The sequence below is a fragment of the Mediterraneibacter sp. NSJ-151 genome, assembly GCF_022487435.1.
Classification (GTDB): Bacteria; Bacillota; Clostridia; order Lachnospirales; family Lachnospiraceae; genus Schaedlerella; species Schaedlerella hominis.
This window is the reverse complement of the sequence record NZ_JAKVPP010000006.1, coordinates 144,093-166,246: the sequence shown is the minus strand read 5'-3', so window position 1 is coordinate 166,246 and position 22,154 is coordinate 144,093. Positions and strand designations below refer to the sequence as shown.

The window sequence follows — 22,154 nt, the reverse complement described above, 5'->3', positions numbered from 1 at the left end:
GGATGTCTTACTCCTCTGTTGCTGCTTCTTCAGCTGGAGCTTCTGTAGCTGTTTCAGCTTCACCATCCTGCTCTGCAATCTGTTTGATAACACGAGCGAAGTTTGTAATAGGTGACTGCATACTTCCAAGTAATCTTGAAAGAAGTACTTCTCTTGAAGGGATCTTTGCAAGTTCTGTTAATCCTGCAACATCATATACTGTTCCTTCAACTACACCTGCTTTCAGTTCAAGCTTCTCTGCTTCTTTAGCGAAGTTACAGATAATTCTTGCTGGAGCTGTTGCGTCATCTTTAGAAATAGCGATTGCGCTTGGTCCTTCCAAAAATTCATCCAGACCTGCAAACTCTGTTCCTTCAAACGCTCTCTTCATCATAGTGTTTTTACATACTTTGTAAATAACACCTGCTTCTCTAAGCTGTTTACGAAGCTCTGTATCCTGTGCTACTGTAAGTCCACGGTAGTCAACAAGTACGATTGACTGAGCGTCTTTAATGTCTTCAGCGATAGCTGCTACGATTGGTTGTTTTAATTCAACTTTTGCCACGTTCCGGTGCACCTCCTTATTAGATTTGTATGACTGCTAGAAGGTTGCTTTAAGCAAATAAAAACCTCCATGCCCAAAGACACAGAGGTTTACAAATTTCATCTTCATTCGAAATCTTGTCTTCCTCGGCAGGCGTCATCACACTTACGCTTTACAGCACCTGCTGTCTTCGGCAGTCAATTGCTATATTAGATTAGCATTACTTTAGCAAGATGTCAAGTGTTTTTTTATTTTTTTATTTTTGGTATTTTGATTATTACGCAAGAGATGACAAATTATAAATAAAAAACCGGAGATATCACACCACTCAGGTGTCATATCTCCGGTTTTTATTATTCACGAACTTTTAACAAGCTCCTTTTATAAGCAATCTATAAAACTCGAATTAAGCAAGTTTCAATGGGTTAAGTTTTACTCCAGGTCCCATTGTAGATGTCAGTGTTACGCTCTTAAGGTACTGACCTTTAACTGCTGCAGGTTTTACTTTAATAATTGCATCGATAAGCGTCTGGAAGTTGTCCGCTAACTGTTCTTCAGTGAATGAAGCTTTACCAATCGGTACATGGATAATGTTTGTTTTGTCCAATCTGTACTCAATCTTACCAGCTTTGATATCGTTGATAGCTTTTGTTACGTCCATAGTAACTGTTCCAGCTTTTGGGTTTGGCATAAGACCTTTTGGTCCAAGTACACGTCCAAGACGTCCAACAACACCCATCATATCTGGTGTAGCAACAACTACGTCAAAATCAAGCCATCCTTCGTTCTGGATCTTTGGAATCAGTTCGTCTCCTCCAACGAAATCTGCTCCTGCAGCTTTAGCTTCCTCAGCTTTTGCATCCTTAGCGAATACAAGGATACGAACTGTTTTACCAGTTCCGTGTGGCAGAACTACTGCTCCACGAATCTGCTGATCAGCGTGACGTCCATCACATCCAGTTCTGATATGAGCTTCGATTGTTTCATCAAATTTTGCAACTGCTGCTTTCTTTACAAGAGCGATAGCTTCTGTTTTTTCGTACAGGTTTCCTCTTTCGATCTGTTTTGCAGCTTCGATATATTTCTTTCCGTGTTTCATTTCTATAATAACCTCCTTGTGGTATTGGCGGGATCGTACCCCTCCCACGATATTCAACTCTGTTACAATTTCCGCTATCTACTTGCCACCTGCTTAGACACCGCAGGAAACTTTCAATCCGGAACCGATTATAATACTTTATTTAATAAATATTAGTCCTCTACTACTACACCCATAGAACGGCATGTTCCAGCGATCATGCTGATAGCTGACTCAAGAGATGCTGCATTTAAGTCAGGTAATTTTGTCTGAGCGATTTCTTCTACCTGAGCTTTTGTAATTGTAGCAACTTTAGTTTTGTTTGGAACGCCTGAACCAGATTTGATGTTACAAGCTTTCTTAATCAAAACTGCTGCCGGTGGAGTCTTTGTAACGAAGCTGAAGCTTCTGTCATTGTAAACTGTGATAACAACAGGAATGATCAGATCTCCCTGATCTGCTGTTCTAGCGTTGAACTGTTTTGTAAATTCAACGATGTTAACACCGTGCTGTCCCAATGCAGGACCAACCGGTGGTGCTGGAGTTGCTTTACCAGCTGGAATCTGTAATTTAATATATCCTTCTACTTTTTTTGCCATTTTAATTACCTCCTTGTGGTATTCACGGGATTAGGCATCCCTCCCACGGTTTTAATCCATCTTTTTAATTTCTGAAAAGTTAAGTTCAACCGGAGTTTCGCGGCCAAACAACTCAACATTGATCGTCAGGCTCTGTTTTTGTTCATTAATTGTATTAACAACACCTGCTGTTCCTTCCCAGGCACCACTTAAGACAGTTATCATATCTCCGATTTCGTAATCACATTTGACTTCTGTCTGTCCGATTCCCCAATGTTCCATCTCTGTCTCATCTAATGGAACCGGTTTGGAGCCAGGGCCAACAAATCCTGTCACACCTCTTGTATTACGAACAACATACCAGGTGTCATCATTCATAATCATATGAATCATGACATATCCAGGAAACAGCTTTCTCTGACTTACTTTCTGAACACCATTCTTCAGTTCAACAACTTCCTCCATAGGAACTCTTACTTCCAGAATCTGATCTTCAAGCTGACGATTCTCGACCGTCTTATCAATGTTCGCTTTTACTTTGTTTTCATAACCTGAATAAGTATGAACTACATACCATTTTGCTTCTGACATAAAATCACCTTTCTGCTGTAGCTGCCTAGCGTACAAGCCAGTCGATTCCATATTTCAAAAGAGAATCAATCACTGTTATGATTGCTCCTAAGAATACAGAAACTGCAACTACTGCCGTTGTCTGTTTTACAAGTGCATCCTTGTCTGGCCAGATAATCTTACGGAACTCTGCCTTAAGACCTTTAAACCAGCTCTTCTTCTGAGGTTTTCCTGACTTCTCACTCATGATGTCCACTCCCTCTCAACGACTATTTCGTTTCTTTGTGCAGTGTGTGTGATTTACAGAACTTACAATACTTCTTTGTTTCCATGCGGTCTGGATGAGTTTTCTTATCCTTTGTCATGTTGTAATTGCGGTTCTTGCATTCTGTACATTCCAATGTAATTCTTGTGCGCACAACTTCCACCTCGCTTTTTATTTTTTAATTCTTAGTTTCTGATGGTTGCGAAGCCATCAAGTTTTAGGCATAAAAAAAAGACCTACTTCCATTCGCCAGAAAACTATACCATATCTGACCTATGGAAGTCAAGTCTTTTTCCTTATTATTCTTTTCTATTTCTTATTTGTTTGTTACAAATACAAATTTCACTTCTCCATCCATTCCATCTGAAATACCTGTGAAGCTCTTGTATGCTTTCGATGTGTCAATCAGACCATTTGCTTTATCGAGAACAGCACTCAAATCTCCATCAAATGCACTGACAAGTTTTTTAATACCCCCTTCATTAAACTGGATCATACCGCTATTCAATTGATTTGCTCCATCGTCTAACTGTTTTACACCATCTATCAGTGCTGTTGAACCACTCTGCAATGTTCCGATACCTGTTGCAAGTGTTGCTGCTCCTTCTGATGCTGATTTTGTCCCTGCATTAAGGTCTTTCACTCCGGCTGCAAGTGTTGCTGCTCCTTGTGATGCCGATTTTGCTCCTGTACTCAACGCTGTAGTTCCTGCATACAAATCAGCATTTCCTTTAGCCAAAGCTTTTGCACCTGTAGATGCATTTGCCAGGCCTGCTGCAAGCCCCTCTTCTCCATATACAGCACTCTGTAATAATGTTACTCCATCTTTCAGTCCTGTTATTCCAGCTGCCGCATTTCCATTCAGTCCCATATCCAACTGTGTTGCACCTGTACTTAACTGACCTAATCCTGCACTCAGAGCACTCGTACCATTTTTAATGCCCTTTTCTCCATTTAATCCTGCATCCACCTGTGCTGCGGCCTCATTCAATGCCGCTACCGTTCCTGCAAGTTCTGCCTGACTTGTATTCTGAACTGCCTGATTTACATTATTTGCCTGTGTTGCCACATTAGCTGCTTCATTTGCTGTATTTGTTGCTGTATTTGCTGCTGTACTTGTGCTGTCTGCATATGCCTGTGCTGTGTCTGCATATGTTGTCATTTGTACTGCTGCCGACTCCAACGCTGTTGTATCTATATATGCATTTGCTAATGCCTGAAGCTGGGCTGCTGTACCTTCATCTAATTCCACTCCGGAATTCAAAATTGTCTGCGCTGCCTGTTGTGCTGCCGCCAGCTGACTCTGTGCCTGTTGTGCCTGCGCTGTTGTCTCTGAGGCTGCTGTAGCTGCCTGTGCCTGAAGATTTGCTGCACCATTCTGTAATTCTGCTGCTGTTCCCTGCAGTCCGGCTGCCTGATTCTGAAGACTTGCCGCCTCACTTTCGACATTCTGTGCTGATTCTGCAACTGCCCCTGTACTTGACGGATTCAATTTTGTGTTCAATGCATCTAAGCCTGCATGTAACTTTGCTGCACCTGTAGCAACCTGCTGTACTCCTGCATCCAATTCCTTCGAGCTTGCTGATGCATTCATAAGATTTGTATTTAATGTTCTTGCTCCATCTGCCAACGCATTCACACCGGTTACCATGTCGTCTACTTTGCCTTTTAACTCTCCCACACCGGTAGCTGCTCCATCCAGTCCTGTCGAAAGAGCTGTTGCTCCATCCGACGCATCTTTAGCGCCATTATTTATCTGCTCAAGCCCGCCTGCCAATGTAGCATTACCTTTTGCCAGAGTGTTTGCCCCATCAAGCAATGCGGATGTTCCAAGTGCCAGCTTTCCATTTCCATCTGCCAATGTCTTGCTTCCTGTCGCAAGCTGTCCGATACCATCTGTCAGGGTTCCTGATGATGCAAGTAATGTATCAAGACCGTCCTTTAGCTGTCCTGTTCCATCTACCAGCTGATTTGCTGCATCCTGAAGTTCATTCATAGAATCCTGAAGACCTTCCAAGTCATCTAATTTCGAATCATTTTCTTTATCGCCAAGGTCATTAAACAAACTGTTTGTAGCAACGGTAATTCCTTCAATTGCTTCATAATCTGTAACATCCATCTCTACTTCAAAGTAGTCCGGAATATCAAGATCCGTAGTTCCGAGAATCTTTGTCATACCTGGGAAACCATATCCGATAACCATATCTCTGTCTCCATCAGAAATGATTTTTCCATTCTTTACTACGACATTCGAAACCATATCTGTATCCATCAGTAATCCCGATGCCATCATAAATGGAACTTTTGTTCCATTGTTTGTTTTTTCGCTTGTATTTTCATAAGTATATCGGATAACCAGGTGACCGCTCTTACCTTCCAGGTCACTGGCTGATATGTCTTTTCCATCTAACTTATAACTGATCTTCACTCCGACCGGAAGAGCCTTATCTGTCTTACCCTGATAACAAATATCAGACCCTTCTGTATTCCATGTCAGATTCTTTCCACTTGTTGTAAATGTTTCGTCTCCCTTTACATTTTCAATATCACTCAATTCCGAAACATCCTGCAGACTTGATACATCTGAAATATTCTTCAGCTGATCTGAAACTGTAACCTCTGTAACAGCTCCATTTCCGTCAATTTTAGCATATACAGTCTCATTCTTTGTCGGTTTCGCACTAGTTGATTCTGTATTTTTCGAAGACTCTTCTTTATCTGATTTTTCTGTTTTTGCATCTTTTTGTTCTGTCGATACTTTCGCATTTCCCTCTGCTGCAAATACATATGCAGGTGTTGTTCCAACACTTCCTGCCACTAAAGTTGTCAGCATCACTGCCGCGATCAACGTTCTGAACTCTCTATTTTTCATTTTAATGAACCTCCTTATGTTCCTGTTTAGCCAGCATCATCATACTTTCATTTTCTTCGTTGTCTTATAAATCACTTTATCGAATACCATCAACATAGACGGAAGGATAAATATTACAACAAACATACTGATCAATGCTCCACGTGACATCAATGTACACAGAGAAGAAATCATATCAATATCTGAATATAATCCAACTCCGAATGTTGCGGCGAAGAATCCCAATGCAGATACAATGACCGAACTAATCGATGATCCTAATGCAATTCGTACTGCTTCTTTCTTTTCTCGTCCTTTGCTTCGCTCTTTCCAGTAACGTGTCGTCATCAAAATCGCATAATCGACAGTTGCTCCCAACTGAATTGTTCCGATTACGATAGATGCAATAAACGGCAACGTTGTATGGGTATAATATGGAATTCCCAGGTTAATAAAAATCGCAAATTCAATTACTGATACCAGTATAACAGGTAATGAAATAGATTTAAATACAAACGCAATAATGATAAAGATCGCTACGATTGAAACCGCACTTACTACCTTGAAATCTTTATCTGTAATTGTAATAAGATCTTTTGTACAAGGAGCTTCACCAATGAGCATTCCTGTATCGTCATATTTTTTCACAATATCGTTGATTGTTGTGCATTGTTCATTGACCTCGTCTGACGCTACTTTATATTCTGACTGAACAAGCATCAGCTGCCAGTTTTCTTGTTTCAATGTCTCTGTCAATTCTGACGGGATGACATCTCTTGGAATAGATGAACCAAGCAAATCGTCCAATCCAAGTGCGAATTTCACACCTTTTACTTTTTTAATTTCTTTCAGCATTGCTTTCGCATCTTTTGCTGACATATCAGATTTAACAAGTACCATGTCTGTTGCATTCATGTCAAATGTATCTGCCAGTTTATCATTTGCCTTGATGCTGGCAAGATATTTCGGAAGTGTAGAATCCAAATTGTAATATACATCTGTCTTTGTATATCCGATCAATGCCGGAACTAATACAACAAGGAATACTACCACGAATACTTTAAAATGTTTTGTAATCCATTTTGCAGGTTTCTCCATCGGCGGTATAATGGAACGATGTGTTGTCTTTTCAATTGCTTTGTCAAATACAAGCAAAAGTGATGGCAGGATTGTAACACAACTGATTACTCCAAATACGACGCCCTTCGCCATAACGATACCCAAGTCGCGTCCAAGTGTAAAGCTCATGAAACACAATGCAATGAAACCTGCCACCGTTGTGATAGAGCTTCCGATTACCGATGTAAATGTATTGGATATTGCATGTGCCATCGCACGCTCTTTGTCGCCATCAAAACGCTGCTTATTTTCCTGATAACTATGCCACAGGAAAATGGAATAATCCATTGTAACTCCAAGCTGCAATACTGCACTTAACGCCTTTGTAATATAAGAAATCTGTCCGAGGAAGTAGTTGCTTCCCATATTATAAATAATCGCCATACCGATACTAAGCATAAAGAATATCGGTAAAACCCAACAATCTGTAAATATTGAAAGTACGATACAGCTTAACACAACTGCAATCAGTACATAAATCGGCATCTCTTTTTCAGACAGGTTCTTAATATCTGTTACAACTGCTGACATACCGCTTAAATAGCACTGTTCATTTGTAACACTTCGAATTTCTTTGATTGCGTCCATTGTACTGTCTGCAGAAGTTGTATCATCAAAGAAGATTGCCATTAGTGTCGCATCATCTTTATAAAATACATCTTTTAGGTTATCAGGCAATTCACTGATCGGCATTGATAAATCTGCAATAGAGTCATACCAGATTACATCTGCTACTCCGTCTACCTGCTCAATTTTCTGTTTGACGTCTACCGCTTCTTTCGTCGTCATGCCATCTACGATTTCCATTGCGAATGCGCCTTTTTGAAATTCATCGATTAAAATGTCCTGACCTTTCATCGTGTCAATATTCCCCGGCAGATAATAAAGAATATCATAATTTACCCTGGTCTTTAAATACCCCAGAACTGATGGAATTAATAATAAAATTCCGATAATTAAAATTGTGATTCTGTATTTCACAATTTTTTTACCCACCTTAATCATGTTTTCATCTCCCAATCTTTTTCATTTCTAAACTTATTATATTCTTAAATGACCATTGGTCAATATTCACATTTGCAAATTTGTAGCCGAAAATGAATATTGGTCATTTTCATATTGATTTTTTTTCGTTTTTGTTACACAATAGATAATATCTTGTTGAACTTTATCGCATGATATCGGTATTGTTCAAGAATGTATTACAGGAGTGAGGAATATGAGTAAGGTAGACTTAAATAAGAAAGAAAAGAAAAATGCACTTTTGCAGACTGCATTTGAATTATTCACAGATAAGGGGTTTGCCAAGACGACAATCTCCGATATTTCTTCTAAAGCCGGTCTTGCAAAAGGCACATTTTATTTGTATTTCAAAGATAAATACGACTTGCGAGACATTTTAATCGCACATAAAACCGGTCAGCTTTTTGCAGAAGCACACCATGCTCTTCTGCAACAATCGATCGAAGGTTTTGAGAACCAATTATTTTTTGTTGTTGATTTCATTATAGAAAAACTGGCTGCGAACCCAAAATTATTGCAATTTATTTCCAAAAATTTATCTTGGGGAATTTTCCGTGTTGCCTTTGAACAACAAGTTGCTGATGAATCTGAAGAATCACGTGAATTCTATTCTTATTATCGTGAATTAGTTCAAGAAAGTTCCATCACAGATTTGGAAGCCGAATTATTACTTTTTACAATACTAGAGCTTGTAGGTTCCACCTGCTATAGCTGTATCTTATACGAACAGCCTCTTCCTATAGAAGAGTATATGCCGTACCTGCATCGTTCGATTCATCATATTTTATTATCTTATTTCAACAAAAATGAATACAGCCAGTAAAAAAGAAACGACAGAACATGCACTGCTCTGCCGTTTCTTTTTCTTACATTAACTTTCTAAACAAATCTTTCAGATCTTCTACGCTTGCATCTTTTGGATTACCCGGTGCACAAGCATCTGCATGAGCAGACTCTGCCAGGAACTGAAGATCCTCTTCTTTGAGTGCTTCAAGTTTTGTAGGGATACCAACATCTACAGAAAGCTTCTGTACAGCATCTACTGCTGCTTTGCGGTACTCTTCTACAGACATATCATCTACACCCTTTACACCCATTGCTCTTGCGATTTCTTTGTATTTCTCGCCAGTGCAATCTGCATTGTATTCCATAACGATTGGAAGCATCATTGCACATGCAACACCATGTGGTGTATCATATACAGCACCAAGTGTATGAGCCATAGAATGTGCGATTCCAAGTCCTACGTTTGAGAATCCCATTCCTGCAATATACTGTCCGAGAGCCATACCTTCACGTCCCTCTTTTTCGTTATTTACTGCACTTCTAAGTGATCTTGAAATGATTTCAATTGCTTTCAGATGGAACATATCTGTCATTTCCCATGCTGCTTTTGTTGTGTATCCTTCAATTGCATGTGTCAATGCATCCATACCTGTAGAGGCTGTCAGTCCCTTTGGCATAGAAGACATCATGTCTGGGTCTACAACTGCGATGATTGGCATATCGTGTGGGTCAACACATACAAATTTTCTTTTCTTTTCTACATCTGTAATAACATAGTTGATCGTTACCTCTGCTGCTGTTCCTGCTGTTGTTGGAACTGCGATAATTGGTACACAAGGTTTCTTTGTAGGTGCAACACCTTCCAGGCTTCTAACATCTTCAAATTCAGGGTTTGCAATGATGATACCGATTGCTTTTGCTGTATCCATAGAAGAACCGCCACCAATAGCAACAATGTAATCAGCTCCTGCTTTCTTAAATGCTTCTACTCCATGCTGTACATTTTCGATTGTTGGGTTGGCTTTGATATCAGAATAAATTTCATACTCAAGTCCTGCATCTTCCAGCACTTTTGTTACTTTTGTTGTTACTTCAAATTTAATCAAATCCGGATCAGAACATACAAATGCTTTTTTGTAAGCTCTTGCTTTTGCCTCTGTTGCAATTTCCCCAATTGCACCTGCTCCATGATAAGATGTTTCATTCAACATAATTCTGTTTGCCATTTTTTCTTCTCCCTTTCTGTTTTGCCGTTTTGTTTTCTTATGTCTTTATTTTAACAATATCTTCTCCAAATAAAAAGTTACAAAAAAGTCAATCTGTCACATTTTCACATGTCAGGTTGACTTTTTTCTTATTTTTCATTCATTTTACACAAGATTTAATTGTTTCATCACATCATACAACTCTGACGGCATCGCCGATACAAGTGCCTTAGCCATCTCTTGTGGTGTGCTTTTTCTCTCACCCAGCACCCACTGAACAGTCATATAAATAGACCCCTGACAATACATCTCCAACAAAAAACGTAGATTTTCTGAAATCGGTTCTTTCGTCTTCTCTTCAATCTGCCTTGTATAAAAAGCAAGTATCAATTGGAAATCATGTTCTCTTAAACAATTCTGCTGGTCATTACGAAATGCTGCCTTAAAAAATAACTTTTCTTCTTCAATATACTGAAACTTCTTACACAAACCTTCATAGACAGTTGTTCCCTCTCCCATATGCTCAAAGGATTCCAAAAGAATCTTGTCAAAATACCAGTTTATCAAATCATATTTATCCAGAAAATAGCGATAAAATGTCTGTCGTGTTGTCCCACATTCCTGAACTATTTCTTTAACTGTAATCTTCTCTACCGGCATGGTTCTCATACAAGTTTTCATCGCTTCTGCAAGCCGGTATTTCATTTTCTCCTGCTTATCTCCCACTCTTTGCCATACCTTTCTTTTGATTTATCCATACTATACCATATCTTCCCCGTGAAATACAGAATAAAAGGTTGAATTCCACCGCAATCACAGTGAAATCCAACCTTTTAACGTTTAAAAATAAATGCCGGGATTGGGGGATTATTCTCCCTATTGTAATATTCATTTACAATTACTGTATATTCTTTGGGATTGAGTTCTTTTATATATCGAAGAATCGCATCCTTCTCTTCAAACCCTGTATCACCGCCACTGTAAATACACAGACTCATCATACCACCATGTTTCAACAAGGTAAGTCCTTTTTCAATTGCTTCTAAACTAGTCTGTGTCTTTGTTGCAATAGCATGATCTCCCCCCGGAAGATATCCAAAATTAAAGCAAATTACATCGGCAGATTCTGTCTGCACATATTCATCCATGTGTTCATGCCCTGTCAAAAGCAATTTTGCTCTGTCTTGCAGCCCCGCTTTCTGCAACAAGTTTTCTGTTGCATGCACTGCTTCCGACTGGATATCAAATGCAAGCACACTTCCTTGTTCTCCTGCAAGTTCGCATAAAAGCTTTGTGTCGTGTCCCTTGCCCATAGTCGCATCAATATATAATCCGTCTTTCTTTGCCACAGACCGTATAATCTGATGACACCAATCTGTAATCTGTGATGGATTCATTTTATTTCTCCTCGTCTATATAGCACTTACCACATAATTTATAAGCTTCTTCTAAACTATGCTGTATACTCAGCAAGCAGTTCGATAAACTCATCACTCGTTCCAAAAGCTTCTACTTCAATATTCTTCTCTTCGCAAATAGAAAGTACGCCAAGTAAAGACTTTGCATCAATTCTCATATTTCTTGCCTTTAAATCTACATCAAAAGGAATTTGTTGTACTCTATTAACAAATTCTACTGCTGCATCTGCATTTTCAAATGCGATTTTTCTCTGAACTGTATCAGCCATCTTTTTTTCCTGCCTTTCCGTAAAATCTGCCTAATCATACCTCAAAACAATTTTATCGTCAATACATATTTTGTCTATTTTCATGCAAATTCTGCTCTTTTTTTATCCTAAACCAAGTATTAATAGTCTTTTTTTGTCCTAGATAAAGTATTCAATAGTCTTTTCTGCTGTCACCAGTTTCTTATTCAGCATCAAAATCTGCTTCGAACACACCTTCCGGAGTCTTCATCGTCAGAATACCAAGGTTAAAATCCTCATCCTGAATTGTAATATGATATTCAAATACAACATCATCCTCAAATTTTGATAACAAAATGTAAGTTCCGTTTTCCTTTCCGTCAATCTGGTCGCAAATATCGTTGTATACATCTGCCCCGGAAATTTTTCTCGGATATCCTGCATCTTTTATTTTTTTCTCAATCGCTTCATATAATTCATTCATCTTCTCTTCCTCATCTTTCTGATATTTTTACACCGTACATTATTTTGTACTTCGCTTCTTTTCTCTACGACTTATCATCCATGTTACAAGCATTACTCCGATAAACGCGCCGCAGCTGTCAATCAGTACATCCCGCACTTGACCGCTTCGACCAGGGACAAACAATTGATGAATTTCATCAGTAGCTGCATATATCGTTCCGCATAGCCACGGGATTCCAACGATATATCTCTTTTTTCGCCAAATCTCATAAGTTGCCCCGAAAATCAACGTACCCAATACTGCGTATTCCGTCGCATGTGCAGTCTTTCGAACCGGAAAATCCACTTTGTCGATAAATGCATTTTGTTTTACCTCACTCCACTCATCAAATTCCGGAACAAACCACTCACCGACAAGTCTTCCGACCCTTCCGCTGTCTTCTCCTGACAAATCACCATCTCTGGACGAAAAACCAAAAATCATAATCATCCAGATAATTGCCAGCACAAGAAAGAGTCTCTTTCTCTTGTTATACTTCATTTGTTATTTCCTTTATGCTTCTCTTTTTACTACTCCACACACTCTGTTTTACTCCGTCCTCAGTGCCGTTACCGGATCGCTCTTTGATGCCTTTCTGGATGGAATCAAACCACCGATCAATGTCAGTACTACACTCAACACAATCAGTACCAATGCAGGTATAACCGGTAATACCGCACTTACAGCTGTCGTATCTGCAACCGAATGAATGATCGCATTTGTCGGAATTAACAAGATTGCTGTTAATCCAATACCGATCACCCCCGCACATAATCCGATGATAAATGTCTCTGCATTAAAGACCTGAGATACATTTCCTTTCGAAGCACCAATCGCACGCAGAATACCAATCTCTTTCTTACGCTCCAATACACTGATATACGTAATAACTCCAATCATGATTGATGATACAACCAATGATATCGCAACAAACGCAATCAGTACATAACTGATAATGTCCACAATATTTGTCACCGAAGACATCAACGTTCCAACTACATCGGTATAACTGATAACCTGTTCATCTTTTCCTTCCGTTTCCATCTTGTAATTGTACTTATCCAGAATTTTTACAACTTCTTCTTTACTCTCAAAATTCTTCGGATACAATGAAATTTCCGACGGCACATTAAAATCCACATAGCCAAGCTTCTGCAGATTACTGTCATAAGACACACTGTTTGATGTATTCATAGACATCATCAATTCCACCAGATCATCTTCCGTCATATTCATCTGAAATGCTTTTGCAAATGCATCGGTATCGATTGTCATTGCACTTCCCATCGCATTTTGAAGTTGTGTCCCGACATTCGTCATCATCTGCGTCATCGCACTCTCAATACCTTTTGTAAGCTGTGTTGCGATTTGCGCCATTGCCGATGAAACCTGTGTCCCAATCGCCTCGCCCATAGAATTGCTAAGCACACCCATTGCCTTTGTCATATAATCCTGCATAGCTGCAGATACCTGACTTTCCAGAGCATTCATATCCACCGTTTTAGTCAGTCCGTCTGCCAGACGTTTCTTTCCATCCTCTGTTCCAAGATACTTTATTACTTGTTCTCCCATCTTGGACGGATCCGGTTTACCATTTACTGATGCATAATTCTGGTATCCTTTATACAATTCATTTGCCAGCTTTATCATCTGTTCAGCAGTAATATTTACCTCGATATCATCAATCTGAATCCCGTCTCCGACTGACGCAAGCATTCGCTTTGCTTCATCTGTCTGTAAATATTCCTGCAAGTACTCTCCAAATTTACTAACATCTGTATAACCATTATCTGTTACATACTGTAAGAAACCTGCCATGATGTCTTTGAGCAGCTTTTGAATTTGTTCCGGTGTAATGGTCACACTGGCACTTTCTTTGATAATGTCTTTGATATTATCCTCAATAATTTTCTTTGCCTCATCCGTTTTTAAATATTCTGTAAAATCTTCCAGCAAATGAGAGTAATCGGCTTCTGGATGTGTTTTCGCATATTCCAGATATCCTTCCGACAAACCAGATGCCATTTGTTTCAATCCATCCGGTGATACTGATAAATCCAATTTGGAAAGAATCTCTCCTAAATTCAACTGTGGCATACCTGACAGATCAAGCTGTACCTCTTCCAGATTCACCATATTGGAAAGTTCAAAACTATCCCCTCCGACACGAAATGCTTTTTCTAAATCTGCACCGGAAAAATCAAGTGAATTGCCAAGATTGCTCATCGCACTTTCATCAAATTTAAACGCTTTTTGCAATGCAGCTTCATCAACTGTGAATAAAGAATCCATGTTAAAATCATCGTCACCTTTGTCAGTTCCGAATTTTTCATTTGTAAATACATTGATATCCGGATTTTTAAGCTGCTGTTTTACAATTTCACTTTTCTTTGCCTCTTCTGCCACATGTTCTGTCAAAGCATATGGATAAGCGATTCCTGCCTGTAATGCCGTTGCCTTGGCATCTGCATCCGGCTGCACGATACCGACTACCTTTAGGTCTTCGCCGTTCGCAACCAGTTTCTTCATATAAGAGCTGTTGTCTGTTTTATCTTTCCAGACTTTATACTGCTTATCATATTCATAACAATCAGAACTGTTTATCAGTTTAAATTTCTTTCCTATAATATCATCGTAAGTATAAGTTCCCAAATTCTCAGGCGTCTTTACATTTTCCTCTTTTATAAACTGCTGGATCATCTCGTCCAGTTCCATAGAGTCCCGCAATCCCAGTGTATACAGCATGAAATCACTAATGCTTCCATCTGAAGTCAGAACCACTACACACTCGTTATATTTTTTCGGCCATCTTCCGGCTTTTACTTCATATTGTTTCTCATACAAACTGCTGTTTTTCGGCATTTCGTAAAATACATCTGTGCTCATCATTGATGACATCATACTATTTGAAGAAGTAGATGAGCCAAGTCCCAGTGCTGAAAATGATTTATCTGGATTTACCTGACGGATTTTATCTCCGTTTTCCTTGAAAATCTGTGGAGATACATTGTAAGAGTACTCGATTGCATTTGTGTATTTTCGGATTCCACTGGCTTCCTCGTTATCCAGATAGTTCTTCAGAGATTTCAAATCGTTCGAATTCATTGTCGCAAACATATTGGTCACCATCTGAATCACTTTAATTTTGCCGTCATCTTTATTCTTTTTTACATTTTCTTCGGCACCACCTCCGGTTCCAACCATCATCGATGTAATGTCAAACCCGGTGCTTTGAATCTGTAACGGATATTCTGACAACGTTTCTTCTTCAATATTTTGAATATATTTATTCACTCCGGTCGAAAGTGACAAAATCAGTGCAATTCCAATAATCCCTATCGAGCCTGCAAAGGATGTCAATAAAGTCCTTGCTTTCTTCGTCTTTAAGTTGTTAAAACTAAGCGACAAAGCTGTCATAAATGACATCGATGATTTGCCCATATTCTTATGTTCCGGTGGAGTTAATATTGCTTCATCCACTTCATATGGGTCTGTATCCGAACGGATCTTACCATCCCGCAGATTTACGATTCGAGTTGCATACTCTTTTGCCAGCTCCGGATTATGCGTAACCATAACAACTAACCTGTCTTTTGCAACTTCCTGAAGCAAATCCATAACCTGCACACTTGTATCACTGTCAAGTGCACCGGTCGGCTCATCTGCAAGCAGAATATCTGGATCATTTACTAATGCTCTTGCTATCGCAACTCGCTGCATCTGACCCCCGGACATCTGGTTTGGCTTCTTGTGTAATTGCTCACCCAAGCCTACTTTTTTCAATGCTTCGATTGCTTTCTTTTTCCGCTGTGCTTTACCGATACCGGATATCGTCAGTGCCAGTTCAACATTTGCCAAAACAGTCTGATGCGGAATAAGATTATAGCTTTGAAACACAAAACCAATCGTATGATTACGATAAGAATCCCAGTCCCTGTCCTTATATTTTTTTGTAGAAATCCCATTAATGATCAAATCCCCGCTATCATAACGGTCCAGTCCTCCGATAATGTTCAGAAGTGTTGTCTTACCTGAACCGCTGGGACCTAAAATAGCAACAAATTCATTATCTCTTAAATTCAAACTGACATCGTCCAACGCCTTCTGCACCAGATTACCGGTTCGGTATTCCTTGCATATATGTTGAATTTGTAACATATTTTCTCCTTTACCAAAAGGTATTTGTTCTTTTACATCTGTTTCTATCTTATGTTACACTTTGAAATTTGTATGGTCAATTAATTTCTCAACTTAACAAAAAGAAATTGATCCATCACTCTCCTGTAGTAACAAATCAATTTCTTAATATCCCATGTTTAGGTACAATATCGAAATGTTTTATCCGTAAGTATTCTTGCAAATATCAATCCTAACGGAAGTGCTGCGATAATCAATATTGCAGATGCAAACCATGATGCAGACACTGCTAATGACATCATCCCAAGATTATAAAATCCTTTATACAAATATAATCCGGGTACCATAATTACAATAGATGGCACCGTAACAGAAATTCTTGGATATCCTACTTTATTTTTGATTAAAGACGCCAGTATTCCAGCTGTAAGTGCTCCGATAAACGCTGCTGCCGCAGGTGGAAATTTTGCGATATCTACCAGTTCCAGCCGCAATGTATTTGCTATTGCACCAATTGCCGCCGCAACTTCTGCCAACCGCACCGGACTATTAAACATAATCGAGAACCCAAATACCCCACAGAAGCTTGCCAGTATGCGAAAAAGAATCCATCCCCAGACCGGCAATGATATTTTCATAAAATCAACTGGCTGCAGATGTAGCAAAAGTGCCATGATCCACGCAGTCATCGTCGCAACCAGAATAATAATCAGTGCATAGTTCAAGCGTTCAATACCTGATCGCATATCCAGTTTCGCCAAATCGATTCCACTCGTTATAAATGGAAACCCCGGTATAATAAATAACATAGCACAAATGTATCCGGCTTCATGCTGTATTGATATCCCCAACAAAAGCTCTGCTATTTTCAGTACTCCGGCATATACAAGACAAGCCGCTGACACCGATGATACAATACATAAAAATAAAGTGAAATGATGTTTTGATAATTTACATCGAATAAAATTTCCGATTCCTGCTCCAATAAATGCACACAACATTTCAATTGGTCCGCCACCAAGCAGAAAAGTGAACCCGCCACAGGCAATCGCTGCTGCAAATCCTAATGCAATTGGTGAATATAAACCATGTATCTTTTCTATATTGTCTAGAAATGAATGAAGTTGTTCTCCTGACATATGCTTGCCTTCAACTTCAAAATCTCTTATAAAGTTTTCAAGACGATTTAACTTTGAAGTATTCACTCCCGTATTCGTCAGACACAAGGACTGTGTAAATCCTTCCTCTCCATCAAAGCATGTATATTCTATCGACATCAAACCTATATCCGCTGTACAAGTAATCCCCATCACTTCTGCCAGCGCATTCATAGAACTTCTCACACGCCATGCTCCTGTTCCACATGAGAGCAGCATAATCCCCACCCGTCCGATAATAGAAGCCTTTTCCGTCAAACTAGCTTCCGTCACTGGTTTATTTTCACCATTTTGGTCTGTATATTCATGCCAGAGAATATCCATATGGTTTTTTCTGATTGCTTCTTCCCGCATACTCTCCACTTCCTAACCTTTATTCAAAATCCAGACTTTCATTTCCTGCTTTTTTCATCATTTTCTCGCGACATGTCAATACAATTCCATCAATTTCACTCAAATGGTGTAACATTTTCTTCTCAAATTCACGAATCGGAAGTAAAATTCCAATCTCATCGAATTCCTTATCTTTCTTCACACCGGTCTCCTGTCCGTAATATACCATTGCTCTTGGCGCCTCTTCCTGTATTTTATGAAAAGTATCCCACACAACAGCATATGCCTGTGCTTCTGTCAATCCAAGTTTACGAGTATCTGGTAATGCATATAAAATCAGGATTCCTCGATTTCTATTATCTTTTTTTTCTACAAGTTCCATTCCTTTTGTATAGGAACGTACAATATCGTATCCATCTGCCAAATATAATTTAGAACGTGGTGCACATTCGTGTCGGTCATATATTTCTTTGAATTTTTCATACTCATGTCCGGAAATTTCCTTTTCTTTTCCTTCCAGAATATTTCCATCCACATCGGTCAGCAATACCGGATTCTCCCCTGATTTTCCGTGAAACTTCTTAGGAATCAAAAAAGCTTCTCTAAGCAAATCAAACATGCTTCCTCCACATAATTCTAATAAAAGAGCCGTCACATCTCCATTTTTATAGGCATTAAATAATACCTGTGTGAAATGTTCTGACTCATCAAAATCAATCCCATGTTCTTCATCTAAATGTTCATAAAAAACATCTCTTAACTGCTCGCATGCTGTCGGCGAGGCAAGAATCTCCGAAAAAATACCTTCTACAGCCTCTTCTCTAGGTAAAATGGTTTGCATGACAACTCCTCCTTTATGCAAATTTCTGGTCAGGCTTAACATTATTTTGTAAACGATAACCCTTCTTCTGCACTAAGTATAGAAAGCTATTCTTTTAAAGTCAAACCAACCATGACTGTTTTATTTGCATAACCGATATGTATTATTTACATACTTATATTTCTTGATTTCACATAAGCATTTTCTTTAAAGTCTCTGCAGCAATACTCGGTGGAAAATTATGATTCTCTACCAGACAAATTTCCCGCTTCGGTATCGTTTCAATCATTGGAATCTCATATACCTTTTTCTCATTTATTACATTTCTTGCAAACGGCTCCGGCAAGAATCCAATTCCCAATCCATTCATAATCATCGGCAAGACCTGATCAATTGTTTCCACCTCTGTATCCGGTTCTAATACAAGATTATGCTCTAAAAAGAATTTGGAATAAAACTCATATGTTGTGCTTTGTTTTCCCAGACAGATTAATGGATTTTTTGCAATCTCCTCAAGACAAATTGCTTCTTGTATGTCTGCAAATGTCTCATTCCCAACAACAATTTCCTGAAATTCCATCAGTGAAATTGATTTCAGTGGTTTTTTTGCTTTCAATGGTGTTGTCACCACCGCAAAATCTACTACGCCTTCCCTCACTGCTTGTATCGCCTGCGGAGTCGAATGATTTAAAATCCGAAGACGGATTCCCGGATACTTCTTATGAAATTTTCCAAGTATAGGTAATAGTAACAGATGCAGTGCGATCTCACTGGCACTGATTGTGATACTGCCACTTTCCATACTCTGTTCATTTGCAAGTTCCATTTCTGCGGTATGAATATGTTGATATGCAATAGAAACATGTTGATACAGTTTTTGTCCCTCCGCTGTCAATGTCACTCCACGGTTTGACCTCACAAACAACTTACATCCCAGCTGATTCTCCAAATTGTTCATAAAATGTGTAACATTCGGCTGGTTGCTCATTAATGCCTTCGCGGCTTTTGAAAAACTTTTATACATTGCTACATAATAAAAAATCCGATAATAATCATATGTAATCTCCATGCTTTTGCTCCCTTAATACACATAAATTTTTCCACTTCTTTAATATACAAAAAATGTATATCAGTCATAGTAAATATGTATTTTACGTTTTTATGCATCTTATTATATACTGAACAAGGTTAAAGTCAAACAAAAATCTGATTATACGAATCTTTTTTGCAAACAATGTCATTTTAACCAATTTTATACAGACTATGAGGAATTGATTATGATTAAACAAAATATCAAATTCGTAACTACAGGACAATTTGTCACTTTTTATAACACATGCAGAAATTTATCTGCTAATATCACAGTCAAAGACATTGAGAATCATCGTATGAATATTAACGGAAAAGAACTTTCCGAACTAATGGCCATTCGTCTGGGTCTTCCGGTTACTCTCGTCATTCATGGTGATGATGAACAGAAGGCTGACAGACTTCTTCAAAAATATCGCGTATCATAGTAGTGTGTACTTTTAGTACAAAAATACGAGGGGCACCCAAAACTCCCATGGGATGTCCCTCGTATTTTATTTTTTCTATTATTTTTTCTATTATTTTCTCGACAAAAAGTGTTTTATAAATACATAGAGTACAATCACAAATGCCAGCAGGTAACCAATAGCTCCAATTGCAGGTATTCCCCACAGCTTCGGCTGCATATTGGTCGTGCAAATAATACTCGAACTGATTAAAAGAGCCATTACCCACAGCCCCATTACAATATTTCTTACAAGTCTTCTCAACAGCTCTGATAAATCTTTTGACACATGTAAATCCAGATTTACTCTTGTCTGCCCTTTCATAAAGCCTTGTATCGCATCTGCCGTCACTGATGGCAAATCTATTGTTTTATGAAGTGCACGATACAAATGTTTGCCACTGCTTTTTAACTCTTTTTTCCAGTCGAAATTACGCCAGAAATCACCTTTTATACGGGCTGCTGCAATTTCTACCATATTGATCTCCGGACAAATGTCTGCCATAACGCCTTCCATCTGCGTCAATCCTCTAGCCAGCATTGTAAGTCCATGTGGCATGGAAATCCGATTGGTTTTCATAACCTCCATCAAATCCTGCATTGTCTCTGCCACATCAATATTACCCATATCCAATTTTCCATACTTCATCATCAAAGTACTGATATCTTCATATAATTTACTCTGATCCGGTTTTCCACGAAATTCACCCAACGCAAGTACCGCATCCTGTATCATTCCGATATCATTAATCGCAATTCCCTGAATTGCATCTCCGATCAATTCTCTGTCTCGTTCAGACAATCTTCCCATCATCCCCATATCAATCCAGACAATTTTCCCATCGGATACGCATACATTTCCCGGATGTGGATCAGCATGAAAAAATCCATCTTCCATAACCTGCTTAATGTAGTTATCTATTAATTTTGTTCCTATTTCATGCAGATCATATCCATTTTCCTGAAGCGATATTTTATCATCAATTGGATATCCATCAATATATTCCATAACAAGAACATGATGTGTCGTATGCTCTTTGTATAAAATCGGTGTACGCACAAAGGCGATATCTTTATTTCTCCGGGCAAATTCCTCCATGTTGGCTGCTTCTGTCAGAAAGTTCATTTCTTCTTGCGTGACTACCCACAGCTCATCTAAAACCATGCTGAAATCTACAGTCTCTTTAATGCTGATCGGCGGCACCAGTTTCACCGCTTTATGAAGCAGTCCGATATCTCTTGCCATCGTGTCATAGATTCCCTTGCGCTGTACCTTTATAACAACCTTCTCTCCAGATTTGAGCGTTGCGCGATGCACTTGTGCAATCGAAGCTGAACCAAGCGTCGTTTTCTCTATATCTGAAAATACTTCCTTCCACGGACAGCCATAGGATTCTTCTATTACTTCCTCCACTTCTGAAAATGGCATCGGCGGCACATCCGAACGCAGTTTCATTAACTCGTCACAATATTTCTTTGGAAGGACATCTGAATGCAGCGACATGATTTGTCCTATCTTAATAAAAGTAGGTCCCAGATCTTCCAAAATCAACCGCAGCTTCACCGGGGTCATGCCCTTTGTGATCTCATGCTTACGCAATACTGCTGTAATTTCCTTCAATCTGGAACCTGATTTTACGTTACTCATTAACCTCTGGTTCTTCAACTTCTTTAGCTTCTGCTTCCACTACATCTTCCGGCTCTACAACCTCTTCTTCCGGTGCTTCCGCTTCCACCTTTTCTATCTGCTCTTTCAACTGTGCAAGCTGCTCTGCTGTCATCTTACTGAGTAATTCATTTAATTCTTCAGGTGTTGATGTCTTTACTGAAACATTCACTTTATCTTTTACTGTCTGTTTAATATTGTGTTTGAGTTCTTCATTCAGAGCCTTTCCCTGCTCCACTGTCAACTCGCCTTTTTTTACCAGTTCATCCAGAACATCTTTTGATTTTTCTGCTGTAACAGCCACTGTTCCGATTCCTGCCAATAAGATTTTCTTTAATCCATCTGTCAATTTTTCCATA

At 39.0% G+C, this 22,154-nt stretch carries 22 protein-coding genes and 1 other annotated feature; of the genes, 2 read left to right on the top strand and 20 right to left on the bottom strand.

Going from position 1 to position 22,154, the window contains the following annotated elements; translation table 11 throughout:
* Positions 1–7 precede the first annotated feature (7 nt).
* From rplJ to LQE94_RS08105, 8 genes are all read right to left on the bottom strand, one after another.
* Positions 8–544 (bottom strand): 50S ribosomal protein L10, encoded by a 537-nt coding sequence (gene rplJ / locus LQE94_RS08140; protein WP_022074844.1) that lies wholly within the window; start codon positions 542–544, stop codon positions 8–10.
* A gap of 49 nt (positions 545–593) precedes the next feature.
* Positions 594–735, bottom strand: a sequence feature (ribosomal protein L10 leader region).
* A gap of 194 nt (positions 736–929) precedes the next feature.
* Positions 930–1,622 carry a 50S ribosomal protein L1 gene (gene rplA / locus LQE94_RS08135; RefSeq protein WP_022074845.1) on the bottom strand — a complete coding sequence of 231 codons (693 nt, stop codon included), beginning with the start codon at positions 1,620–1,622 and terminating at the stop codon, positions 930–932.
* 152 nt (positions 1,623–1,774) lie between these two features.
* Complete coding sequence (gene rplK, locus LQE94_RS08130) at positions 1,775–2,200, bottom strand: 50S ribosomal protein L11 (protein ID WP_022074846.1); 426 nt, start codon at positions 2,198–2,200, stop codon at positions 1,775–1,777.
* Positions 2,201–2,251: 51 nt separating this feature from the next.
* Positions 2,252–2,770, bottom strand: coding sequence for a transcription termination/antitermination protein NusG (nusG, locus tag LQE94_RS08125; RefSeq protein ID WP_022074847.1), 519 nt, complete (start codon positions 2,768–2,770; stop codon positions 2,252–2,254).
* 25 nt (positions 2,771–2,795) lie between these two features.
* The gene (gene secE, locus LQE94_RS08120) at positions 2,796–2,996 is read right to left on the bottom strand and encodes a preprotein translocase subunit SecE (protein WP_022074848.1); all 201 of its coding nucleotides are present in this window, start codon (positions 2,994–2,996) and stop codon (positions 2,796–2,798) included.
* 22 nt (positions 2,997–3,018) lie between these two features.
* The gene (gene rpmG, locus LQE94_RS08115) at positions 3,019–3,168 is read right to left on the bottom strand and encodes a 50S ribosomal protein L33 (RefSeq protein WP_004842370.1); all 150 of its coding nucleotides are present in this window, start codon (positions 3,166–3,168) and stop codon (positions 3,019–3,021) included.
* 162 nt (positions 3,169–3,330) lie between these two features.
* Positions 3,331–5,886 (bottom strand): hypothetical protein, encoded by a 2,556-nt coding sequence (locus LQE94_RS08110; RefSeq protein WP_240577409.1) that lies wholly within the window; start codon positions 5,884–5,886, stop codon positions 3,331–3,333.
* A gap of 39 nt (positions 5,887–5,925) precedes the next feature.
* On the bottom strand, positions 5,926–7,989 hold the full coding sequence (locus tag LQE94_RS08105; RefSeq protein WP_240577408.1) for an efflux RND transporter permease subunit: 2,064 nt from the start codon (positions 7,987–7,989) through the stop codon (positions 5,926–5,928).
* A 214-nt stretch (positions 7,990–8,203) separates the two neighbouring features.
* On the opposite strand from LQE94_RS08105, the gene LQE94_RS08100 reads away from it, so the two are divergent.
* On the top strand, positions 8,204–8,830 hold the full coding sequence (locus LQE94_RS08100; protein WP_022074851.1) for a TetR/AcrR family transcriptional regulator: 627 nt from the start codon (positions 8,204–8,206) through the stop codon (positions 8,828–8,830).
* Positions 8,831–8,873: 43 nt separating this feature from the next.
* Here LQE94_RS08100 and fucO read toward each other — a convergent pair whose 3' ends face one another.
* From fucO to LQE94_RS08050, 10 genes are all read right to left on the bottom strand, one after another.
* Positions 8,874–10,019, bottom strand: coding sequence for a lactaldehyde reductase (gene fucO, locus LQE94_RS08095; RefSeq protein ID WP_117990208.1), 1,146 nt, complete (start codon positions 10,017–10,019; stop codon positions 8,874–8,876).
* A gap of 144 nt (positions 10,020–10,163) precedes the next feature.
* Positions 10,164–10,703, bottom strand: coding sequence for a TetR/AcrR family transcriptional regulator C-terminal domain-containing protein (locus LQE94_RS08090; RefSeq protein WP_240577437.1), 540 nt, complete (start codon positions 10,701–10,703; stop codon positions 10,164–10,166).
* Positions 10,704–10,831: 128 nt separating this feature from the next.
* On the bottom strand, positions 10,832–11,395 hold the full coding sequence (locus LQE94_RS08085) for a tRNA (mnm(5)s(2)U34)-methyltransferase (RefSeq protein ID WP_240577407.1): 564 nt from the start codon (positions 11,393–11,395) through the stop codon (positions 10,832–10,834).
* Positions 11,396–11,451: 56 nt separating this feature from the next.
* Positions 11,452–11,685 carry an HPr family phosphocarrier protein gene (locus LQE94_RS08080; protein ID WP_240577406.1) on the bottom strand — a complete coding sequence of 78 codons (234 nt, stop codon included), beginning with the start codon at positions 11,683–11,685 and terminating at the stop codon, positions 11,452–11,454.
* A 181-nt stretch (positions 11,686–11,866) separates the two neighbouring features.
* Positions 11,867–12,127, bottom strand: a complete 261-nt coding sequence (locus LQE94_RS08075; RefSeq protein ID WP_022074856.1) for a hypothetical protein — start codon at positions 12,125–12,127, stop codon at positions 11,867–11,869.
* A gap of 39 nt (positions 12,128–12,166) precedes the next feature.
* Positions 12,167–12,649, bottom strand: a complete 483-nt coding sequence (locus tag LQE94_RS08070; RefSeq protein WP_240577405.1) for a VanZ family protein — start codon at positions 12,647–12,649, stop codon at positions 12,167–12,169.
* Positions 12,650–12,697: 48 nt separating this feature from the next.
* The gene (locus LQE94_RS08065; RefSeq protein WP_240577404.1) at positions 12,698–16,306 is read right to left on the bottom strand and encodes an ABC transporter ATP-binding protein/permease; all 3,609 of its coding nucleotides are present in this window, start codon (positions 16,304–16,306) and stop codon (positions 12,698–12,700) included.
* 158 nt (positions 16,307–16,464) lie between these two features.
* A complete protein-coding gene (locus LQE94_RS08060; RefSeq protein WP_240577403.1) occupies positions 16,465–17,796 on the bottom strand; it encodes a threonine/serine ThrE exporter family protein in 1,332 nt (443 codons plus the stop codon).
* A gap of 19 nt (positions 17,797–17,815) precedes the next feature.
* Positions 17,816–18,616 (bottom strand): DUF4866 domain-containing protein, encoded by an 801-nt coding sequence (locus LQE94_RS08055; RefSeq protein ID WP_240577402.1) that lies wholly within the window; start codon positions 18,614–18,616, stop codon positions 17,816–17,818.
* Between the two features lie 169 nt (positions 18,617–18,785).
* Positions 18,786–19,664 (bottom strand): LysR family transcriptional regulator, encoded by an 879-nt coding sequence (locus tag LQE94_RS08050; RefSeq protein WP_240577401.1) that lies wholly within the window; start codon positions 19,662–19,664, stop codon positions 18,786–18,788.
* A 208-nt stretch (positions 19,665–19,872) separates the two neighbouring features.
* On the opposite strand from LQE94_RS08050, the gene LQE94_RS08045 reads away from it, so the two are divergent.
* Positions 19,873–20,112 (top strand): HPr family phosphocarrier protein, encoded by a 240-nt coding sequence (locus tag LQE94_RS08045; protein WP_022074862.1) that lies wholly within the window; start codon positions 19,873–19,875, stop codon positions 20,110–20,112.
* 90 nt (positions 20,113–20,202) lie between these two features.
* Here LQE94_RS08045 and LQE94_RS08040 read toward each other — a convergent pair whose 3' ends face one another.
* Both LQE94_RS08040 and LQE94_RS08035 read right to left on the bottom strand, forming a co-directional pair.
* Entirely contained in the window at positions 20,203–21,777 is a 1,575-nt protein-coding gene (locus tag LQE94_RS08040; RefSeq protein WP_240577400.1) for an ABC1 kinase family protein, read from the bottom strand.
* Positions 21,770–22,153 (bottom strand): phasin family protein, encoded by a 384-nt coding sequence (locus LQE94_RS08035; RefSeq protein WP_240577399.1) that lies wholly within the window; start codon positions 22,151–22,153, stop codon positions 21,770–21,772. The genes LQE94_RS08040 and LQE94_RS08035 overlap by 8 nt, the downstream gene beginning before the upstream one ends.
* Between the last annotated feature and the right edge of the window lies 1 nt (position 22,154).